Source organism: Janthinobacterium sp. KBS0711 (assembly GCF_000988085.1).
Taxonomy (GTDB): Bacteria; Pseudomonadota; Gammaproteobacteria; order Burkholderiales; family Burkholderiaceae_D; genus Janthinobacterium; species Janthinobacterium lividum_E.
This window is the reverse complement of record NZ_LBCO01000011.1, coordinates 428,541-444,723: the sequence shown is the minus strand read 5'-3', so window position 1 is coordinate 444,723 and position 16,183 is coordinate 428,541. Positions and strand designations below refer to the sequence as shown.

Annotated in this window: 13 protein-coding genes; 7 read left to right on the top strand and 6 right to left on the bottom strand. The window is 64.0% G+C overall.

Annotated elements, in window-relative coordinates; translation table 11 throughout:
• Together VM94_RS27200 and hepB are read left to right on the top strand one after the other, a co-directional pair.
• A partial coding sequence (locus VM94_RS27200; RefSeq protein ID WP_235432874.1) for an OPT/YSL family transporter occupies nucleotides 1-1,528 on the top strand: 1,528 nt, incomplete at its 5' end.
• Nucleotides 1,529-1,694: 166 nt separating this feature from the next.
• Complete coding sequence (gene hepB / locus VM94_RS08335) at nucleotides 1,695-4,508, top strand: heparin/heparin-sulfate lyase HepB (protein ID WP_052755635.1); 2,814 nt, start codon at nucleotides 1,695-1,697, stop codon at nucleotides 4,506-4,508.
• A gap of 10 nt (nucleotides 4,509-4,518) precedes the next feature.
• Here the strand turns inward: hepB and VM94_RS27195 are convergent, their stop codons facing one another.
• A complete protein-coding gene (locus VM94_RS27195) occupies nucleotides 4,519-5,445 on the bottom strand; it encodes an AAC(3) family N-acetyltransferase (RefSeq protein WP_052755633.1) in 927 nt (308 codons plus the stop codon).
• On the bottom strand, nucleotides 5,438-6,619 hold the full coding sequence (locus tag VM94_RS28160) for a terpene cyclase/mutase family protein (protein ID WP_052755632.1): 1,182 nt from the start codon (nucleotides 6,617-6,619) through the stop codon (nucleotides 5,438-5,440). The genes VM94_RS27195 and VM94_RS28160 overlap by 8 nt, the downstream gene beginning before the upstream one ends.
• Before the next feature lie 145 nt (nucleotides 6,620-6,764).
• Here VM94_RS28160 and VM94_RS08320 point away from each other — a divergent pair, with 145 nt between their 5' ends.
• On the top strand, nucleotides 6,765-6,992 hold the full coding sequence (locus VM94_RS08320) for a hypothetical protein (RefSeq protein ID WP_046683010.1): 228 nt from the start codon (nucleotides 6,765-6,767) through the stop codon (nucleotides 6,990-6,992).
• A gap of 9 nt (nucleotides 6,993-7,001) precedes the next feature.
• On the opposite strand, the gene VM94_RS08315 is transcribed toward VM94_RS08320, so the two are convergent.
• From VM94_RS08315 to VM94_RS08300, 4 genes are all read right to left on the bottom strand, one after another.
• Complete coding sequence (locus VM94_RS08315; protein WP_046683009.1) at nucleotides 7,002-7,382, bottom strand: hypothetical protein; 381 nt, start codon at nucleotides 7,380-7,382, stop codon at nucleotides 7,002-7,004.
• 14 nt (nucleotides 7,383-7,396) lie between these two features.
• Nucleotides 7,397-9,097 carry a hypothetical protein gene (locus VM94_RS08310; RefSeq protein ID WP_046683008.1) on the bottom strand — a complete coding sequence of 567 codons (1,701 nt, stop codon included), beginning with the start codon at nucleotides 9,095-9,097 and terminating at the stop codon, nucleotides 7,397-7,399.
• Between the two features lie 12 nt (nucleotides 9,098-9,109).
• The gene (locus VM94_RS08305) at nucleotides 9,110-9,787 is read right to left on the bottom strand and encodes a UPF0149 family protein (RefSeq protein WP_046683007.1); all 678 of its coding nucleotides are present in this window, start codon (nucleotides 9,785-9,787) and stop codon (nucleotides 9,110-9,112) included.
• Nucleotides 9,788-9,919: 132 nt separating this feature from the next.
• On the bottom strand, nucleotides 9,920-11,368 hold the full coding sequence (locus VM94_RS08300) for a peptide MFS transporter (protein WP_442905224.1): 1,449 nt from the start codon (nucleotides 11,366-11,368) through the stop codon (nucleotides 9,920-9,922).
• Nucleotides 11,369-11,736: 368 nt separating this feature from the next.
• On the opposite strand from VM94_RS08300, the gene ppnN reads away from it, so the two are divergent.
• From ppnN to VM94_RS08280, 4 genes are all read left to right on the top strand, one after another.
• Nucleotides 11,737-13,107 carry a nucleotide 5'-monophosphate nucleosidase PpnN gene (gene ppnN / locus VM94_RS08295; protein WP_046683005.1) on the top strand — a complete coding sequence of 457 codons (1,371 nt, stop codon included), beginning with the start codon at nucleotides 11,737-11,739 and terminating at the stop codon, nucleotides 13,105-13,107.
• Between the two features lie 194 nt (nucleotides 13,108-13,301).
• Entirely contained in the window at nucleotides 13,302-14,369 is a 1,068-nt protein-coding gene (locus VM94_RS08290) for a LacI family DNA-binding transcriptional regulator (RefSeq protein WP_046683004.1), read from the top strand.
• 223 nt (nucleotides 14,370-14,592) lie between these two features.
• Entirely contained in the window at nucleotides 14,593-15,399 is an 807-nt protein-coding gene (locus tag VM94_RS08285; RefSeq protein ID WP_046683003.1) for a transporter substrate-binding domain-containing protein, read from the top strand.
• Between the two features lie 90 nt (nucleotides 15,400-15,489).
• Nucleotides 15,490-16,182, top strand: a complete 693-nt coding sequence (locus VM94_RS08280) for an amino acid ABC transporter permease (protein ID WP_046683002.1) — start codon at nucleotides 15,490-15,492, stop codon at nucleotides 16,180-16,182.
• Nucleotide 16,183 lies beyond the last annotated feature (1 nt).

Genomic DNA, 16,183 nt, shown 5'->3' with positions numbered 1-16,183 from the left:
CCCGCGCATCGCCGCCACTATGGCGGCTGGCGGCGTGCTGTCGTACCTGCTTTTGATCCCGATGATCAAGTTCTTCGGCGACAGCCTGACCACCGTGCTGTCTCCTGGTACCAAGTTGATCAGCGAAATGGGCGCGGACGACGTGCGCAGCGCCTACGTGCTGTACATCGGCGCGGGCGCCGTGGCCGCCGGCGGCCTGATTTCCCTCGTGCGCGCCATGCCCATGATCTGGCGCAGCCTGTCGGCCGGCCTGAAAGGCATCGGCAAGGGCGTCAAGAGCAATTCCACCTTGCGCACGGACCAGGATATCCCCCTGAAATGGGTCGTCATCGGCTGCCTGTCCATCATCGCCGTGATCACCTTCGCCACGCCGCTGCACATGAATTTCCTCGGTGCGCTGCTGATCCTCGTCTTCGGCTTCCTGTTCGCCACCGTGTCGTCGCGCCTGACGGGCGAAATCGGCTCGTCGTCGAACCCGATCTCCGGCATGGCCGTGGCTACCTTGCTGTTTACCTGCCTGATCTTCCTGATCATGGGCTGGACGGGCGGGCGTTACTATGTGACGGCCCTGTCGGTGGGCGCCATCGTCTGCATCGCCGCCAGCAATGCGGGCACCACGTCGCAGGACTTGAAAACCGGCTACCTGGTGGGCGCCACGCCGCGCCTGCAGCAGTACGCGATCCTGGCGGGCGCGCTGTCGTCGGCCCTGATCCTCGGTCCGATTCTGCTGAAGCTGAACGAAGCGAGCACCGTCTACGTGCCTGCCGCGCAAGTGGCGCCCGGCCTGACGGTCGACGCGTCGAAGCTGACGGTGACGGGCGAGCTGCATGGCCCGCAAGCCGATACGGACCACAATACGTATAAAGTCTGGCAGAAGACCGATACCGTGGGCGGCCCGGCCGGCAAGTATTTCGTCAAGGAAGACGGCCAGCTGGCCTACCTGGTCGATCCGGGCATCAACGGCCATTACAGCAAGCGTCCGGACGGTTCGGAAGTGAAAAAATACGATGCGCCGAAGGCCGTGCTGATGTCCTACATCATCAAGGGCATCCTCGACCAGCAGCTGCCGTGGACCCTGGTGCTGTTCGGCGTGATGATCGCCGTGGTGCTGGAAATGGCCGGCATCCCGTCGCTGGCGTTTTCCGTGGGCGTGTACCTGCCACTGTCGTCGACCTTGCCGATCTTCGTCGGCGGCCTGGTGCGCTGGCTGGCGGACCGCCGCAACAACAAGCTGGAACACAACGCAAAGCTGAACGAGGAAGAGCGCCAGCTGGCGGGCGACCGCAGCTCGGGCGTGCTGCTGGCCTCCGGCTACATCGCCGGCGGCGCGCTGGCCGGCATCATCATCGCGATCACGGCCGGCGTGCTCACGCATTTCGACCAGATGATGGCCGACTGGGCCGAGCACGGCAACCCGTTCTACGCGGGCCTGCACTCGGACGCGCTGTCCCTGCTGCCGTATGCCGTCATCATCGTGCTGCTGTATATCGTCGCAAGAGAGAAGAAGGCGGATCGCCCGCAGGCTTGATGTTACAAAGCCCCATGAAAATCGCCCGGTGTCATGATGATCCGGGCGGTTTTTTTTTGCCCGTTGCCGGCATGTTCGGGTATTTTTGTTATAAAAATGAAATCAAATATCGCCAGATGGTGTATTGTTCTTGCTGTTTAAAATACAACAAACTGGAGTTTTCCTTATGTCCCCACTGCAACGCGGCTTTATCTCTCTTGCCTTGCTGGCAGCCAGTCCTGCCCTGCATGCCACGCCTTTTCCCGTCGAGGCCATGTTTGAAGCGGAAAGTACGGCGGCGGGCGCACCGTGGGTGCTGGAAAGCCAGGGCAGCAACGTGGTGTCCGGCGGCGCTTACTTGAGTACGCCGGCCGACCTGGTGCGCGCCGAGCCGCCAGGCGCGGCGGCGCAATTGTCGTACAGCGTGGCCGTGCCCCGCGACGGCAACTATACGATCTGGCTGCGCGTGCTGGCGCCGGCGGCGAACGTCGCGTCCTTGTACCTGGCGGTCGACAATGGCGCCTACGCCAGCGCATCCGTGCCGTTCACCGCCGGCCAGCCGCCGAAGTGGACCTGGTTGCCCGTCACGCGCTGGCTCGCCGCGGGCGAGCGCGAACTGAAGCTCCAGTACCGCGAGGGCGGCCCGGGCATCGATTGTCTCTTGGTCACGGCGCTGGCCGACTTTGTCCCGCAAGGCTATGGCGTGTATCCGCTGCCCACCGTGCTGCCGCCCGCCGGCGAGCATCCGCGCGTGTTTGCCAGGGTGGGGGACCTGGCCGCGATACGCAGCCGTTTCGAGTCGAGCGCGCAGGAGATGGTGCAGCATCGCGCTGTCCTGAACGGGTTTGTCGCGGCGCCGGCGGTGGTGGCGTTGCCCGTGTTCGTGCCCGGCGGCCCGGCCAGGAGCAATCACCAGGTCGATGTCGTGAGCACGATCAAGGCGAAGGCGCTGTACTCCCTGCTGTACGAACGCGACGGTTCGGCGGCGCAGGCGCAGCGGGGCCGGGAAGCCGTGCAAATGCTGCTCGACTACCTGGCGGCCGTGCAGTTTGCGCCCGGCTACAATCACCCGAACGAAAAGGGCGACATCATCCTGGCCAGCGCCATGGTGTATGACTGGTGCTTCCAGCTGATGAATGCGCAGCAGCGCGCCTATGTCGTCACGCGCTTTACGCAGCTGGCGGCCACGATGGAAATCGGCTTTCCGCCATCGCGGCAAGGCCCCGTCGTCGGCCATGGCAGCGACAACCAGCTGCTGCGCGACCAGTTGTCGGCCGCCATCGCCTTTTATGACGAGGCGCCGCTCGTCTACAACATCGTTGCCGGGCGCTTCTTTGCCGACTATGTCGCGCCGCGCAACTACGCTTATGCCGCGCAAGCCTATCACCAGGGCGCGTCGTACGGCACGGTGCGTTTCCTGGCGGATATGTACGCCGCATGGATATTCCGGCGCATGGGCGCCGCGCCCGTGTTCGATCCCGTGCAGCAGATGACGCCGTATCACTGGCTGTACACGCGCCGCCCCGACGGACAATGGATGCGTGATGGCGACGTCTATCACTCCTCCTACACCAACAGCAGGGAGTACTGGAGCGAACCGCTGGCTTTCATGCTGCCCGCGACCTACTACAACAATTCCACCTTGAAGCATGAGTATTTGAAGCAGTCGCTGCAGCCGTCGACCAGTTTTATCCACCCCAAGGACAGCATCTGGCCTGTCCTGCTGGGCAATACCGCCATGGGCAGCACGCCCAGCCCAGCGGCGTTGCCCTTGACCAAATATTTTCCGGATCCCGCCGGCCTGATGATCGCCCGCACGGGCTGGACCGACGGCATACATGTGGAGTCAGGCAATGTCGTGGCGACGATGAAGCTCGGCGGCGACTGGTTCGGCAATCACGAACATTATGACGCCGGGCATTTCCAGATTTACTACAAGGGCGGCCTGGCCATCGATTCGGGTATTTATAGCGGCAGGGATGTGACCGATCCCAGCATCCCCCTGGAATACGGCAGTGCGCACGACATGAATTATCACAAGCGCAGCATCGCGCACAACACCATGCTGGTGCATGACCCGGACGAGAATTTCGACGGCTATGCCAATGATGGCGGGCAGCGCTTCCCGGGCGACGAGCCGTCATCCCTGGCGGAACTGGCCAATGGCTACAAGGTGGCCACTGTCCTGCGCCAGCAGCAGGTCGGCGGCGCGGCAGGGGCGCCCGACTTCAGCTACATCAAGGGCGACCTGACGGCCGCGTACAGCAGCAAGGTGCGCCAGTTCCAGAGGTCATTCGTGTTCTTGAACCTCAAGGATGCGAATCACCCGGCGGCCCTGATCGTGTTCGACAAGGTCAGCGCCAGCGACGCGGGGTTCAAGAAGACCTGGCTGCTGCACAGCCAGTTTGAGCCGGAAATCAGCGGCGACACGGTGCTTATCCAGCGCACGGACTGGGACTACAACAGCACCTTGCAGTACAACGGCAAGCTGATCAACCGCACCTTGCTGCCGGCGAATGCGTTGCTGGCCAAGGTCGGCGGCAGCGGCAATGAATTCAGCGTCGGCGGCACGAACTATCCGATTCAGCCTGAAGCCGATTATTCGACCGAGGAAGCGGGCGCGTGGCGGCTGGAAGTGTCGCCGCCGAGCGGGAACGAAACGGATTTGTTCCTGAACGTGATGCAGGTGATGGATGCCAGCAGCACGCTGTCTGCGTTGCCGACGACGGCCATCGATTCGGCCCTGCTGGCCGGCGTGAAAATCCAGGACCGCGTGGTGCTGTTTTCCAAAAGCGGCTTGCCGCTGGGCGGGACCGTCACCGTCGAGTTGCCGGCGCAAAGCGCGTCCATGCAGGTGCTGGTGACGGATTTGCAGGCGGGAAGCTGGACGGTGATCAAGCGCGGCACGGATGGCCCCATCGAAGATGAAGTGAGTGACGGCGGCGGCACCCTGTATTTTGTCGCCAATGGGGGCGGTGTGTATGACCTGCAGCGCAAGTAGTCGCTGCAGGTCACAGCCTCACCGGCCGCGCCGCCAGCTGCGCCGCTGTGGCGTAGATCGTCACATTGTCGGACGCCAGCTGGCGCAGGTGGTCATAAAACGCCTGCGCCGGAATGCACCACGACGCCGCATCGCCCACTTGCCCGTTGACGCGCAAGCCGGCGGCGTCGAATTCCCGGTGAAAGTAGTCGCGCAGGTCGTCGCGGCCGGGATGGTCGATGCGGCGCTGGGCGACCGCCGGATCGAAAGGGCGCACGGGCACGTTCCAGCGCCGGCCGTCGTGGTCCAGGCATGGCAGCAGCTTTGTATCGTCATCCCATACGGGCACGGGAAAGGCGTCGCCCATGGCGTCTTCCAGCGCGTGATAGAACGTCACGGGCCCCATGGAAATGCCGAGGCCCAGCACCTTCGCATGGCCGCTGCCGATGAAGCGCTGCCACGGCGAGTCCATGCCGAAGATCGAGGGCGCGTGGTGGTGCGCTTCGATAAGGTGAACGGCATGGCGGCCCCACGCTGACACGGAGTGGGTGGGGTGGATGCTGCGCCGGACACCTGCGCTGGCAAGGAACACTTCGGGCAGGCGGCCCATGTGCGTGCCATGGTGGCGCGGGTCGAACACATAGTCCGGCATGGCGCAGGTGGCGCGCACCGTGCCGCCGGGCAGATAGTAGGTGGGCAGCAGCAGGGTGCCTTGCGGTCCGACGGCGTCTTGCAAGGCATGTATGACGGCCGGCGCGCCGCCTTCCACGTAGCCGAGGCTTTTCAGCGAAGAATGCACGAACAGCGTATCGCCTGGCGCGATGCCCAGCCGCGCCAGATCGGCGGCCAAGCCGGCGCGCGTCACATGGGGCGCGTTCTGGCGCATCTGTCGGGCGCTGACGGTGCGGCGCCATGCTTCCAGCGCGACGTGGATGGCACTTTTTGCCTTTTCAATCATCGCCAATTTCCAGTTCCTGCAGGTTGGCATCGATGCAGAACTTGGCAGCCCAGTTCAGGTAAGCCCATGTCCCGTAGTCGCCATCGACGGGAAACGAGCCCTTGACGCCGCCGCGCGCATGCGCGGGACCGTCGATGCTGATGGCGCGCCGCACGTAACGGTTCAGCCGGCGCCCCGCGTCGAGGTAGCGCCGCTCGCCCGTGAGCTGGTACAGCAGGAACAAACAATGCGCGTTTTGCGCGGAACCCGTGAGGCAGGCGTAGCTGGCGCCCGGCTGGAAGTCCGGACCGAGGCGGCCCGGCAGGTAGCCATCGGCCGCCACGGCCCTGACGACGCTCGTGCCGGTGCGCGCGGCGGCGTCCAGCAGGTCGGCCCGCGCCGAAAAGCGGTGCGCTTCGAGCAGGCCGCGCAAGGCGTAGCCGATGGTATGGGTCAGGGGCAGCAGCGGGTTATCCAGGCAGTTCGAGGCGAACCAGCCGTTGGGACGCTGCTTGGTCAGCGCCCAGTCAACCTGGCGCAGGCCGGCCGCGCCATAGCCGTGGCCCGGCGCGACGCGGTCCGCTTCGAACAGTCCCCACGCCACGTGCGTTTCATAGGCTTTGTCGCCGGCGCTGGCGAACGGCGTCGGATGGCGGCGCCAGCAGCCGTCGCCATCCTGGCTGTCGCGCAGCCAGCTCGCCGCGCGGTGCATGGCATCCTGCCAGGCCTCGCCGTACGCCGCCACGCCGGCGGCCAGGCCAAGCAGGATTTGCCCCGTATTGAAGGTGACGGGCACGCGCGGCGTGGAATCGATTTTCCCGCCCTGGAAACCGCCTTCCGCGAACTGGATGGCCGCGCACCAATCGAGCATGCGCCGCGCGCGCCCGTGCAGGCCGTCATCGCCCGTGCGCTGCGCCAGGGTGATGATTGTGGGGATGATGTAGCCGGTGGTCTCCGGGTAGGAACTCGACCAGCCTGTCAGCAGGCTGTAGTCGCGTGCGACGCCGCCGTCGTTTGAGCTGGAATGGTCCTGTGCCGCGCACAGCCAGGCCGTGCAGGCCTTGACGACGGCTTGCGGCCCGGGGTCAAGGGCGGGCAGGCCGCGCCGGTCCGACTGCCGCTCCATGCGCGCGGCCGCCGGCAGGCCCGCCTGCGGCGTCAGTGTATTGCGGATTTTTGCAAGCAAGGTGCGCATGGCAGTAATGGCTGGTGGTGGGCTCAGGCTACTGTAGCGCCGGCAGCCGGCACGGCTATTGACTTGCCGCAAGGATCAGCCGCCGCATCGCCGCTGCGGGAATTGACGCATAATGGATGCCTCACCACCGTTGACGAGGCCCACCATGAACAATGTCACGCTTGAGTACTCGGTCGTCACCAATCCCGACTCCTTTGTCGGCTTCAAGTATTACGTCAAGGCGGGGCAGGCATTCGATGCCGATGATTTCGCCTATTCCTACAAGCTGAAACGCTCCGACCTGGATCCCGACAGCGTGCTGGCCACCCGCGAGGCGGCGGAAAATCTACAGCCGGGCGAGTGGCTGACGGTGTCGCATTCGATCGCGGCGTAGCGGGCAGCCCTAGGCTGGCACAAACCAGGCCCGCAATTCATCCTCGGCCCGCTGCGCCGTTGCCTGCGTCAAGGTCAGCACGATGATCTTTTCCCGCGCCGGGCGGTGGCCATCGTCGATGGCCAGTTCGATGGCTTGCTCGAAACTCGTGTAGCCGTGGCCGAATTCGCGTGGGCATTGCTGCACGATGCGGGCCGCCTTGCCCGCGTTCCGGTCCGCCAGGTTGACGATGGGGTTGCCGTCGTAAAAAGGCTGGCCGTTGGCGAATGCGGTGCGCAGATACGGCGTGCATTGGCCTTCGAGGAAGGCCAGGCGTGCCTGCCAGTAGGCCTGCACCTGTGCATACACGGCATGGTGCTCGAGAAAATCGGCAAACAGGATGTCGTTCATGGTTTCCTTTCCGGCTAGATGCCGAACACTTTCAAGATCGCGTCCGTGAAACCCTCGAACCAGCTGCCCACCTTGCCCGGCTGCTTGCCGTGGCGCGGGGTTTCCTCGTACAGGTAGACGCCGTTGCCGCCATCGAAGCGGTCGTTGAGCAGCGCCTGCTGGCCGCGCAGGTAGGGGATGAAGGTTTCGCTGCGCAGGGTCGAGTACAGCACGTCGGTGCTGAAACCCAGGGTGGCGGACTGGCTGATCGAGCGTCCCTGGCCGGCCCGCTCCAGGCGCACGCCGCGGCAGCCGCGCACGATCAGGGTGACGGGGCCGCGAAAGACGATGAAGCGCAGCTGCAAGGTAAGCCAGGCGTGCAGGCTGCCCAGGCGCCAGTGGCTCGATAGCGCCAGCGGCTGGCCTGCGTCGCAGATCAATCCGACGAGACCCCGCGGCTGGAACACGAGGGCGCTGCCGGCGGGCAGGTGGACGATGGCCACTTCCTGCAGCGGATCGTCGCTGGCGGAAAGCGTCACGGATGCCGGTTCGCCGCTTTCCAGCCGGGTCAGCGCCACCATGCCGGCGGCCAGGCTGGTGAACGGGAAACGCCAGTCCAGCAGCCACTGCGTGCGCTTGGTGCTGCTGACGGGCGACGCTTGCAGGTATTCGGGGTGGATCAGCATCCGCTGGCCAGGCTGTAATTGAAGCGCCTGCGAGACGGCGGAAATGCGTGATTCTCCCTGTGGCGGCAGGGGCAGGGAGCTGCCCGGCAACTGCAGCTCGCGTGCGATCGACAGCGGCGGCAATCGGGCAGCGACGGGCGCCAGCACGAAGTAAAAGAAGGCCTTGATGGCGGCGGGCAGAAAAATGGCCGACAGCACCAGCAGGGCGGCCGTGGGCGCCACGTCGAGCACGGGTGCGCGCCAGCGGGCGATCCAGTTGCGCGCCAGCTGGTTTTCGCCGGCCGCGATGGCCTTTTGTATGGGCGCCAGCGCGCCGGCCAAGGCTTGCTCGTCGATGGAAAATGGGGCAGGACGGGCAGATTGAGTGGCGCTGCTGCGCGCGCGCTGCGCCGCCCACGCCTGGTAGGCTTGCAGGTTGAAGTCGCGCAGGCGCTGGCCTTGCGCTTCAAGCTGCGACAGCTGCGCGTAGGCGTCGCTGCCGGGCAGGCGAGCCGCCAGCGGGTGCTGCGCTTCCAGTTCCCGGCGCTGGCGCAGGTTGTGCTGCAACGCCGCATACGCGCGCACATGTTCCGCGTGCAGGCGCGCCAGGGTCTGGCGCGCATCTTCGTCACTGATCGCCGCTTGCAGGGCCGTCAGATAGCGGGCTTCCTGCGCCAGCACTTCGATTTCCACGCGCCGCGCCGCTTCCTCCTGCGCATGCAGGGTCAGGGTGGTCGTGTCGGGCAAGGGAAGGGTAAACAGCGATGGTTGCTGCCGCGCGCGCAAGGCGGTCAATTGCATCTGGATTTGCTCCAGCCTCGTGGCGATGGCCGTGTGCGAGGAGTGCCGCAGGGCGTTGGCCCGCGCCGTGGCGGCACCTGCCAGGCCAGCGCCATGGCTGTCGGCGCCATCGGCGGCCAGCCTCAGCACGGCGACGGCTTCGCTGCCGGCGCTGTAGGCGCGCCATTCGGCCAGCAGCAAGCGTCCGGCCAGCAGGATGACGATGAACAGGGCGAACTGCAGCGCGTGGCGCAGCAGGAAGCGCAGGATGGCCGTCAGCAGTTGGCGCAAGGAGCTACCGTCTTAGGCGGCCGCGCTATCGGCGTCGGCGCAGCATTTTTTATACTTCTTGCCGCTGCCGCAGTGGCACGGGTCGTTGCGGCCCGTCTTTGGCAGTTCGCGCAGGACGGTGGCGCCGGGCTGGCTTTGTTTCAGGTGGCGCTGGCGCGCCCAGGCCGCGTTGATGGCGATGACGGCGGGAATCACGCCATCCATGGCTGTTTCAGCCGCATCGTCATCGAGTTCGCTGGCCGTGGCCAGGTGCTGGAACGGCGCCAGGTACTGCGGGTGGCTGACGGCCAGGGCCGCCCATTGGGGTTTGTCCAGGCTCGTACCCAGCACCAAACCTGCGCACCAGGCGGACACGCTCCATTCCGGGCCGCATACGTAGATGGGCTCGAAGCTGTCCGGGTCTTTCGCCAGCCATTCGACCATGTAGGCATGGTGGCGCTGCGCCAGGCTGGCCGCCCGTTCGCTGGCCTCGTCCTGTGCCGGCAAGGCGCTGCCGGCCGCCTTGTCCCACATCCATGGCAGCCATTGCTCGGTAGCAATCTGCTTCGGGCTCAGGGCGACGGCCGTGAGAAAACCTTCCAGCATCGACACGTCCATGGCGCGGCTTTCCAGCGCAGGCGCGGCCAGCAGGGTGTCGAGTTCGGCGTATTCGTCGTCGGAGAGGGGCGTGGTGGTGGAGATGCTGGACATAATATTCTTTGGTGATGTGGGTGGAGTGGCCGGTGGCCCTGGCCGTATTGTACCGCCCGGCAAGGAGAAAACCGGCGCCGCAATGAAAAACGGCGGCCCGCAGGCCGCCGTTGTCAGAGCTAAGGCAGAAGCTTACTTCACGCCGTGCATCAGTTTGTTGATCAGCGGTGCGATCAGGAACAGGATCACGCCGGCGCCCAGCAGGGACCAGAAGCCGAAGGTGTAGCCGGACAGGGCCGATTGCACCGACATGCCGCTTTCGCCGCTGACGTAGCTGGCGAAGATACCCGACAGGTTGTTGCCGATACCGGTCGACAGGAACCAGCCGCCCATGCCCATGCCGACCAGGCGTACCGGGGCCAGCTTGGTGACCATCGACAGGCCGATAGGCGACAGGCACAGCTCGCCGATCGATTGCAGCACGTAGACGGTGGTCAGGGTCCAGAACGGGATCTTGTTATCGGCGCCAACCAGGCTCGACAGAGCGAAGATCAGCAAACCGAAGGCCAGCGCATTGCCCAGCAAGCCCAGGCCGAATTTGCGCGGGATCGATGGATTGACGTTGTGGCGCGCCAGGAAGACCCAGACGGCGGCGATGATCGGCGCGAAGACGATGATGGCGACCGAATTGACGGTCTGGAAGTAGGCGGTCGGGAAGATCCAGAAGCCCAGGTCGCGGTTGACGATCTTGTCGGCCAGGAAGGTGAACGAGCTGCCTGCCTGTTCGAAGAACATCCAGAACAGGATGTTGAAGACGAAGATCAGCAGCATGGCGATGACGCGGTCGCGTGCCACTTTGCCGTTGCGGATGCCTTCGAACATCAGCATCACGGCCAAGCCGACGAACAGCACGGTCAGGACGATTTGCAGCTTTTCAGCGCCGACGGTCAGCAGGAAGTACATCAGCGGAATCACGCACAGCGAGCCGACGGCCACCCAGACGACGCGCATCGGGTTGCCGGAACCGGCTTCCGGCGCGCCGATGCCCTTCAGGGCGCGGCGGCCGATGAAGAACCATACCAGGCTGATCAGCATGCCGAAACCGGAGGCCATGAAGACCATCTTGTACGAAGGCATGGCGCTGGTGCCGAAGATCGACTCGGCCAGCCACTGGGTGAAGACGGGCGCGACCATGGCGCCCATGTTGATGCCCATGTAGAAGATCGTGAAGCCACTGTCGCGGCGCGGATCGGCGGTCGTGTACAGCTTGCCGACCATGGTCGAGATGTTCGGCTTGAACATGCCGTTACCGACGATCATGGTGGCCAGGCCCAGGTTGAAAATGTCCTGGTTCGGTACCGAGATGCAGAACAGGCCGGCGGCCATGAAGACGGCGCCCAGCAGGATGGAGCGCTGGTAACCGATGACGCGGTCGGCGATGTAGCCGCCGAACAGGGCGCCGGCGTACACCAGCGCGAGGAAGGAACCGTAGGTCAGGTTGGCCGCTGCCTGTCCCGAAGCGTCACCAGCGTGGAACTGGGCAACGATGTACAGTACCAGCGCCCAGCGAACTCCGTAGAACGCGAAGCGTTCCCAGAATTCAGTCATGAACAACATCCACAATGGGCTTGGATGGCCCATAATCTGCTTGAACTCGGGAATAACGGCTTCCTTGTTGGGCGTAGTCGCACCGCTCATGCGGTTCCTCCTGAAAAATTATTATAGTCAATCGATAAAACAAACTTATGGAAGCCTGCGGGCGGCGGGGACTCTCATGAAGAACCTCACGCACGGGAATTCCAATAGGCTGGCATTCTAATCTACAAATTGCGCTGAGCGAAGATTTCGATTCGCATTAGCAAGAATGACTGTTTCATATTGGTCAAACCGGTTTGCATGCAAGGATGGCCCCGGCGATTTTGCGGCGGCACAGCACAACTTGCCTGACTTGTCGTATATTAAGGCTGCAAGACCTTCGAGCATCGATTTTTAAAGGGATTTTTCGCATTATGGAACACGACGTTATCGATACTCTGGTTTCACCGGAAGGCCGCCTGGACGTGCTCTCCAAGACTGAAGTCAACAAACTGCTCGACACCAGCCAGGGCGGCCTGTACAACACCTTCCGCCGCTGCGCGCTGGCGGTCTTGAATTGCGGCAGCACCATCGACGATGGCCGCGCCCTGCTGGAGCGCTACCAATCGTTTGAAATCTCCATCATCCAGCGCGAGCGCGGCATCAAACTCGACATCAAGGGCGCGCCGGCCATCGCCTTTGTCGACGGCAAGATGATCAAGGGCATCCACGAGCACCTGTTTGCCGTGCTGCGCGACATTATCTTCGTCAGCGATGAAGTCACGGGCAACCCGAAATTCGACTTGCAGAGCACGGAAGGCGTGACGGACGCCGTCTTCCACATCCTGCGCAACGCCAATGTGCTGCAAACCCAGCTCAACCCGAACCTGGTCGTCTGCTGGGGCGGCCACTCGATCAACCGCGCCGAATACAATTATTCGAAGGAAGTGGGCTACCAGCTGGGCTTGCGCGGCCTCGACATCTGTACCGGCTGCGGCCCGGGCGCCATGAAGGGCCCCATGAAGGGCGCCACCATCGGCCACGCCAAGCAGCGCCTGCACAACGGCCGCTACCTGGGCATCACGGAGCCGGGCATCATCGCTGCCGAGTCGCCGAACCCCATCGTCAATGACCTCGTCATCATGCCGGACATCGAAAAGCGCCTGGAAGCGTTCGTGCGCGCCGGCCACGGCATCGTGGTGTTCCCCGGCGGCGCTGGCACGGCCGAAGAGATTCTGTACATCCTCGGCATCCTGCTGCACCCGGACAACGCCGAGATTCCTTTCCCGCTGATCTTCACGGGTCCGGAAACGTCGCGCGAGTACTTCGTGCAGATCAACCAGTTCATCCACGACACGCTGGGCCCGGAAGCGCAGCAGCGCTACAAGATCATCATCGACGACCCGGAACTGGTGGCGCGCGAAATGCTTGAAGGCATACGCCAGGTGCGCGAATTCCGCAAGGCGCACAGCGACGCGTATTACTTCAATTGGTTGTTGAAGATCGACCACGAGTTCCAGAAGCCGTTCCAGCCCACGCATGAAAACATGCGCAACTTGAGCCTGCACAAGAACCAGCCCACGCACTTGCTGGCGGCCCAGCTGCGCCGCGCGTTCTCGGGCGTGGTGGCGGGCAACGTCAAGGATGACGGCATCCGTTCGATTGAAAAGTACGGCAACTTCGAGATCCATGGCGACAAATCCATCGCCGGCCCCATGGATGCGCTGCTCGCTTCCTTCGTGGCGCAGCACCGCATGAAACTGGCGGGCACGGCATACGTGCCGTGCTACACAGTGGTCCAGTAAACAGTCTTGAAACCACCGCGCCGCCCGTTTCCTGCGTTTGCCGGGGGCGGGCGGCGCCTTTCCATTGATGCCCCCATCTTGTTCCTTCGCCGCCACAGGCAATCAAATCGCTTGCGTCATCGATTCGTGGGTGCTATCTTTGGAACCGGTTCCAAAATAAAAATATGCAGGTCAACAGGTAGTGGAGAACAAGCTTGGATTCAGTACGCGGCAGTAAAAAAACAGTTTCCGGCGAGCCGGCGCGGCCCGTGACCATCGCCCAGGTGGCGCGCGAGGCTGGCGTGTCGAAGACGAGCGTGTCGCGCTTTCTCGGCGGCGAGCTCGACGCCCTGTCCGAGAACATCCGCCAGCAGATCACCAGCACCATCGCGCGCCTCGGCTACCAGCCGAACCAGATGGCGCGCGGCCTCAAGCGGGGACGCACGCGCCTGATCGGCATGGTTGTGGCGGACATGCTCAATCCCTACACGGTGGCCGTGCTGCAAGGCGTGGAAGCGGCTTGCCAGCAGCATGGCTATACCCTGATTTTGTGTAATACCGGCAATGACGAACAGCGCGAACGCCAGTCGCTTGCCGCGCTGCGCTCGTACAGCGTGGAAGGGCTGATCGTCAACACGCAGGGACGCAATATCCAGTCGTCCGACTTGCAGCAGGCGGACATGCCCATCGTGCTGGTCGACCGCCGCATCGAGGGCGCCGATTTCGACCTGGTGGGGCTGGACAATGTGCAGGCGGGCCGGCTGGCCACGGCGCACCTGATCGAGCAGGGTTTCGACGCCATCGCCTTTGTCGCGCCGCCCTTGACGGGCGTCAGTTCGCGCCTGATGCGCGCCGACGGTTTCCAGGCCGTGATGGCCGAGCATCCGGGCTGCGTGGGCGAAGTGCTGGCGGTGGACCTGGACGACCGGCCCGCCATCGACGCGCAGGTGCGGCAATGCCTGGCGCAGTGGCGCGGCCGCCGCGTGGCGCTGCTGGCCTCGAACGGCATGGTGGCGCTGGAACTGGCGCTGATGCTGCAGCGCCTCGCATTGCGCATGCCGCAGGACGTGGGCTTGCTGGGTTTTGACGAATTGCCGTGGTCGCCGCTGGCGGGCCTGAGCACGATCGAGCAGCAGACCTATGAGATCGGCTTTTCCGCAATGACGTGCATGCTGTCGCGCCTGCAGGGCGACCAGTGCCCGCCGCGCGAGGTGCTGTTGCCGGGCAAGCTGATTGTGCGCCATTCCACCCGGGGTAAGGAAGCACGCCAGGGCGGAGACTGACAGGGAAGAGGGCCTTGCCCTTTTTTTTGGGAAGGTTATGGAACCGGTTTCATGGATTGTATTCAGCTAGGAAAGGGGCGTGGATAGGCAGGCAGGGCAATGGTTGGCAGGAGCTTGAACATAAGTTGAAATGACATGGCAAGAGACGATCCGAATCGTCCATTTGACAATATTCCCGGAAGCGCCTCGACGAGGCCGGTACCGGGATCACAGGAGACTGAGCATGAAGATGACTACACTGTTTTACGCGAAAATCGTGGCTTGCGCGCTCGCAGCAACATGCGCCTTCGGTGCGGCGGCCGATGCCGGCGCCCAGACGCTTGGCGACTTGATCAAGAAAGGCAAGCTGACCATTGGCGTGGTCAGCGGCACGCCGCCGTTTGGCAGCATCGACGCCAAGGGCGTGCCTGTCGGCTATGACGTCGACGTCGCCAACCTGATCGGCAAATACCTGAACCTGCCCGTGGAAATCGTGCCGCTGACGGCGCCGTCGCGCGTGCCGTCGCTGGAATCGGGCAAGGTCGACTTCCTCGTGGCCACCCTGGCGCCCACGCCGGAACGGGCCAAGACCCTGATGTTCACCATGCCCTACAGCGCGTTCGAGCTGGCCATCGTCGCGCCGGTCGGCGGCAAATTCAAGGCCCTGGCCGACTTGAAGGGCAAGAAAGTGGGCGTGACGCGCGGCACCACGAATGACACGGCGCTGAGCCGCATGGCGCCGGCCGGCACCAGCATCGTGCGTTTCGAGGATGACGCCACCGTCACCCAGGCCTTGCTCAGCAAGCAGGTCGACGCCGTCTCGATTCCCAGCACGATGGCGCTCGACATCATCAAGACGCGCGGCGCCGGCAAGATCGAGGTGCGCTTCTCCTACTCGCTGCAACCGAACTCGATGGCCGTGCGCCGCGGCGACTTCGAGCTGCACCAGTGGCTCAACAACTTCATCTACTACGTCAAGCTGAACGGCGAACTTGACGCCATCGCGCGCAAGTGGAGCGGCGCGCCGCTGCCGGCGCTGCCGACCTTCTGATACCGCAACCTGCACAGCGATAGTGCTCGTCCGCACGGCGCGCCGCCATGGTGGCGCGGCCGGGGATGCGCACGTAGAAAGGAGTTGAGTATGCCGTATGAATTTCATTTCGAACTCGTCATGCAGTCGCTGGACCGCCTGTTGTGGGGCGCGGCGCTGACGATACGCCTGAGCGCCTTGTCGATGGTGCTGGGGCTGGCGGTGGGCGTGTGCGCCGCCGTCATCCTGAAGAACGGTCCCGCCTATGCCCGCGCCATGGTGCGCGCCTATGTCGAGATCATCCGCAGCACGCCGTTCCTGGTGCAGCTGTTCATCATCTACTTCGGCTTGCCGTCGCTGGGCCTGCAGCTCGACGCGAACGGCGCCGCGCTCGTCGCCATGACGGTCAACCTCGGCGCTTATGCTGCCGAGATCGTGCGCGCCGGCATCGGCGCCGTGCATCCGTCGCAACTGGAAGCGGCGCAGGCGCTGGGCATGACGCGCTGGCAGGTGATGCGCCACGTGGTGCTGCTGCCGGCGCTGGAAAAAGTCTATCCGGCGCTGGCCAGCCAGTTCACCTTGATGATGCTCGCCTCGAGCGTCGTGTCGGCCATTTCCGCAGAAGAGCTGACTGCCGCCGCGCACCTGCTCGACTCGGAAACCTTCCGCAGCTTCGAGATCTACATCGTCGTGATGGTGCTGTACATCCTGCTGGCCCTGCTGTTCCGCTTCAGTTTCTGGGTGCTGGGCCAGATCGTCTTCAAACGCCGCCGCCGTCTGGGCGCGGCGCGCATGGGAGCATGAC

What these genes read in the sequence shown, in the direction of transcription:
- hepB (WP_052755635.1), top strand. Translation starts at nt 1,695, where the DNA reads ATGTCCCCACTGCAACGCGGCTTTATCTCTCTTGCCTTGCTGGCAGCC.
- VM94_RS27195 (WP_052755633.1), bottom strand. Translation starts at nt 5,445, where the DNA reads ATGATTGAAAAGGCAAAAAGTGCCATCCACGTCGCGCTGGAAGCATGG.
- VM94_RS28160 (WP_052755632.1), bottom strand. Translation starts at nt 6,619, where the DNA reads ATGCGCACCTTGCTTGCAAAAATCCGCAATACACTGACGCCGCAGGCG.
- VM94_RS08320 (WP_046683010.1), top strand. Translation starts at nt 6,765, where the DNA reads ATGAACAATGTCACGCTTGAGTACTCGGTCGTCACCAATCCCGACTCC.
- VM94_RS08315 (WP_046683009.1), bottom strand. Translation starts at nt 7,382, where the DNA reads ATGAACGACATCCTGTTTGCCGATTTTCTCGAGCACCATGCCGTGTAT.
- VM94_RS08305 (WP_046683007.1), bottom strand. Translation starts at nt 9,787, where the DNA reads ATGTCCAGCATCTCCACCACCACGCCCCTCTCCGACGACGAATACGCC.
- VM94_RS08300 (WP_442905224.1), bottom strand. Translation starts at nt 11,368, where the DNA reads ATGGGCCATCCAAGCCCATTGTGGATGTTGTTCATGACTGAATTCTGG.
- ppnN (WP_046683005.1), top strand. Translation starts at nt 11,737, where the DNA reads ATGGAACACGACGTTATCGATACTCTGGTTTCACCGGAAGGCCGCCTG.
- VM94_RS08285 (WP_046683003.1), top strand. Translation starts at nt 14,593, where the DNA reads ATGAAGATGACTACACTGTTTTACGCGAAAATCGTGGCTTGCGCGCTC.
- VM94_RS08280 (WP_046683002.1), top strand. Translation starts at nt 15,490, where the DNA reads ATGCCGTATGAATTTCATTTCGAACTCGTCATGCAGTCGCTGGACCGC.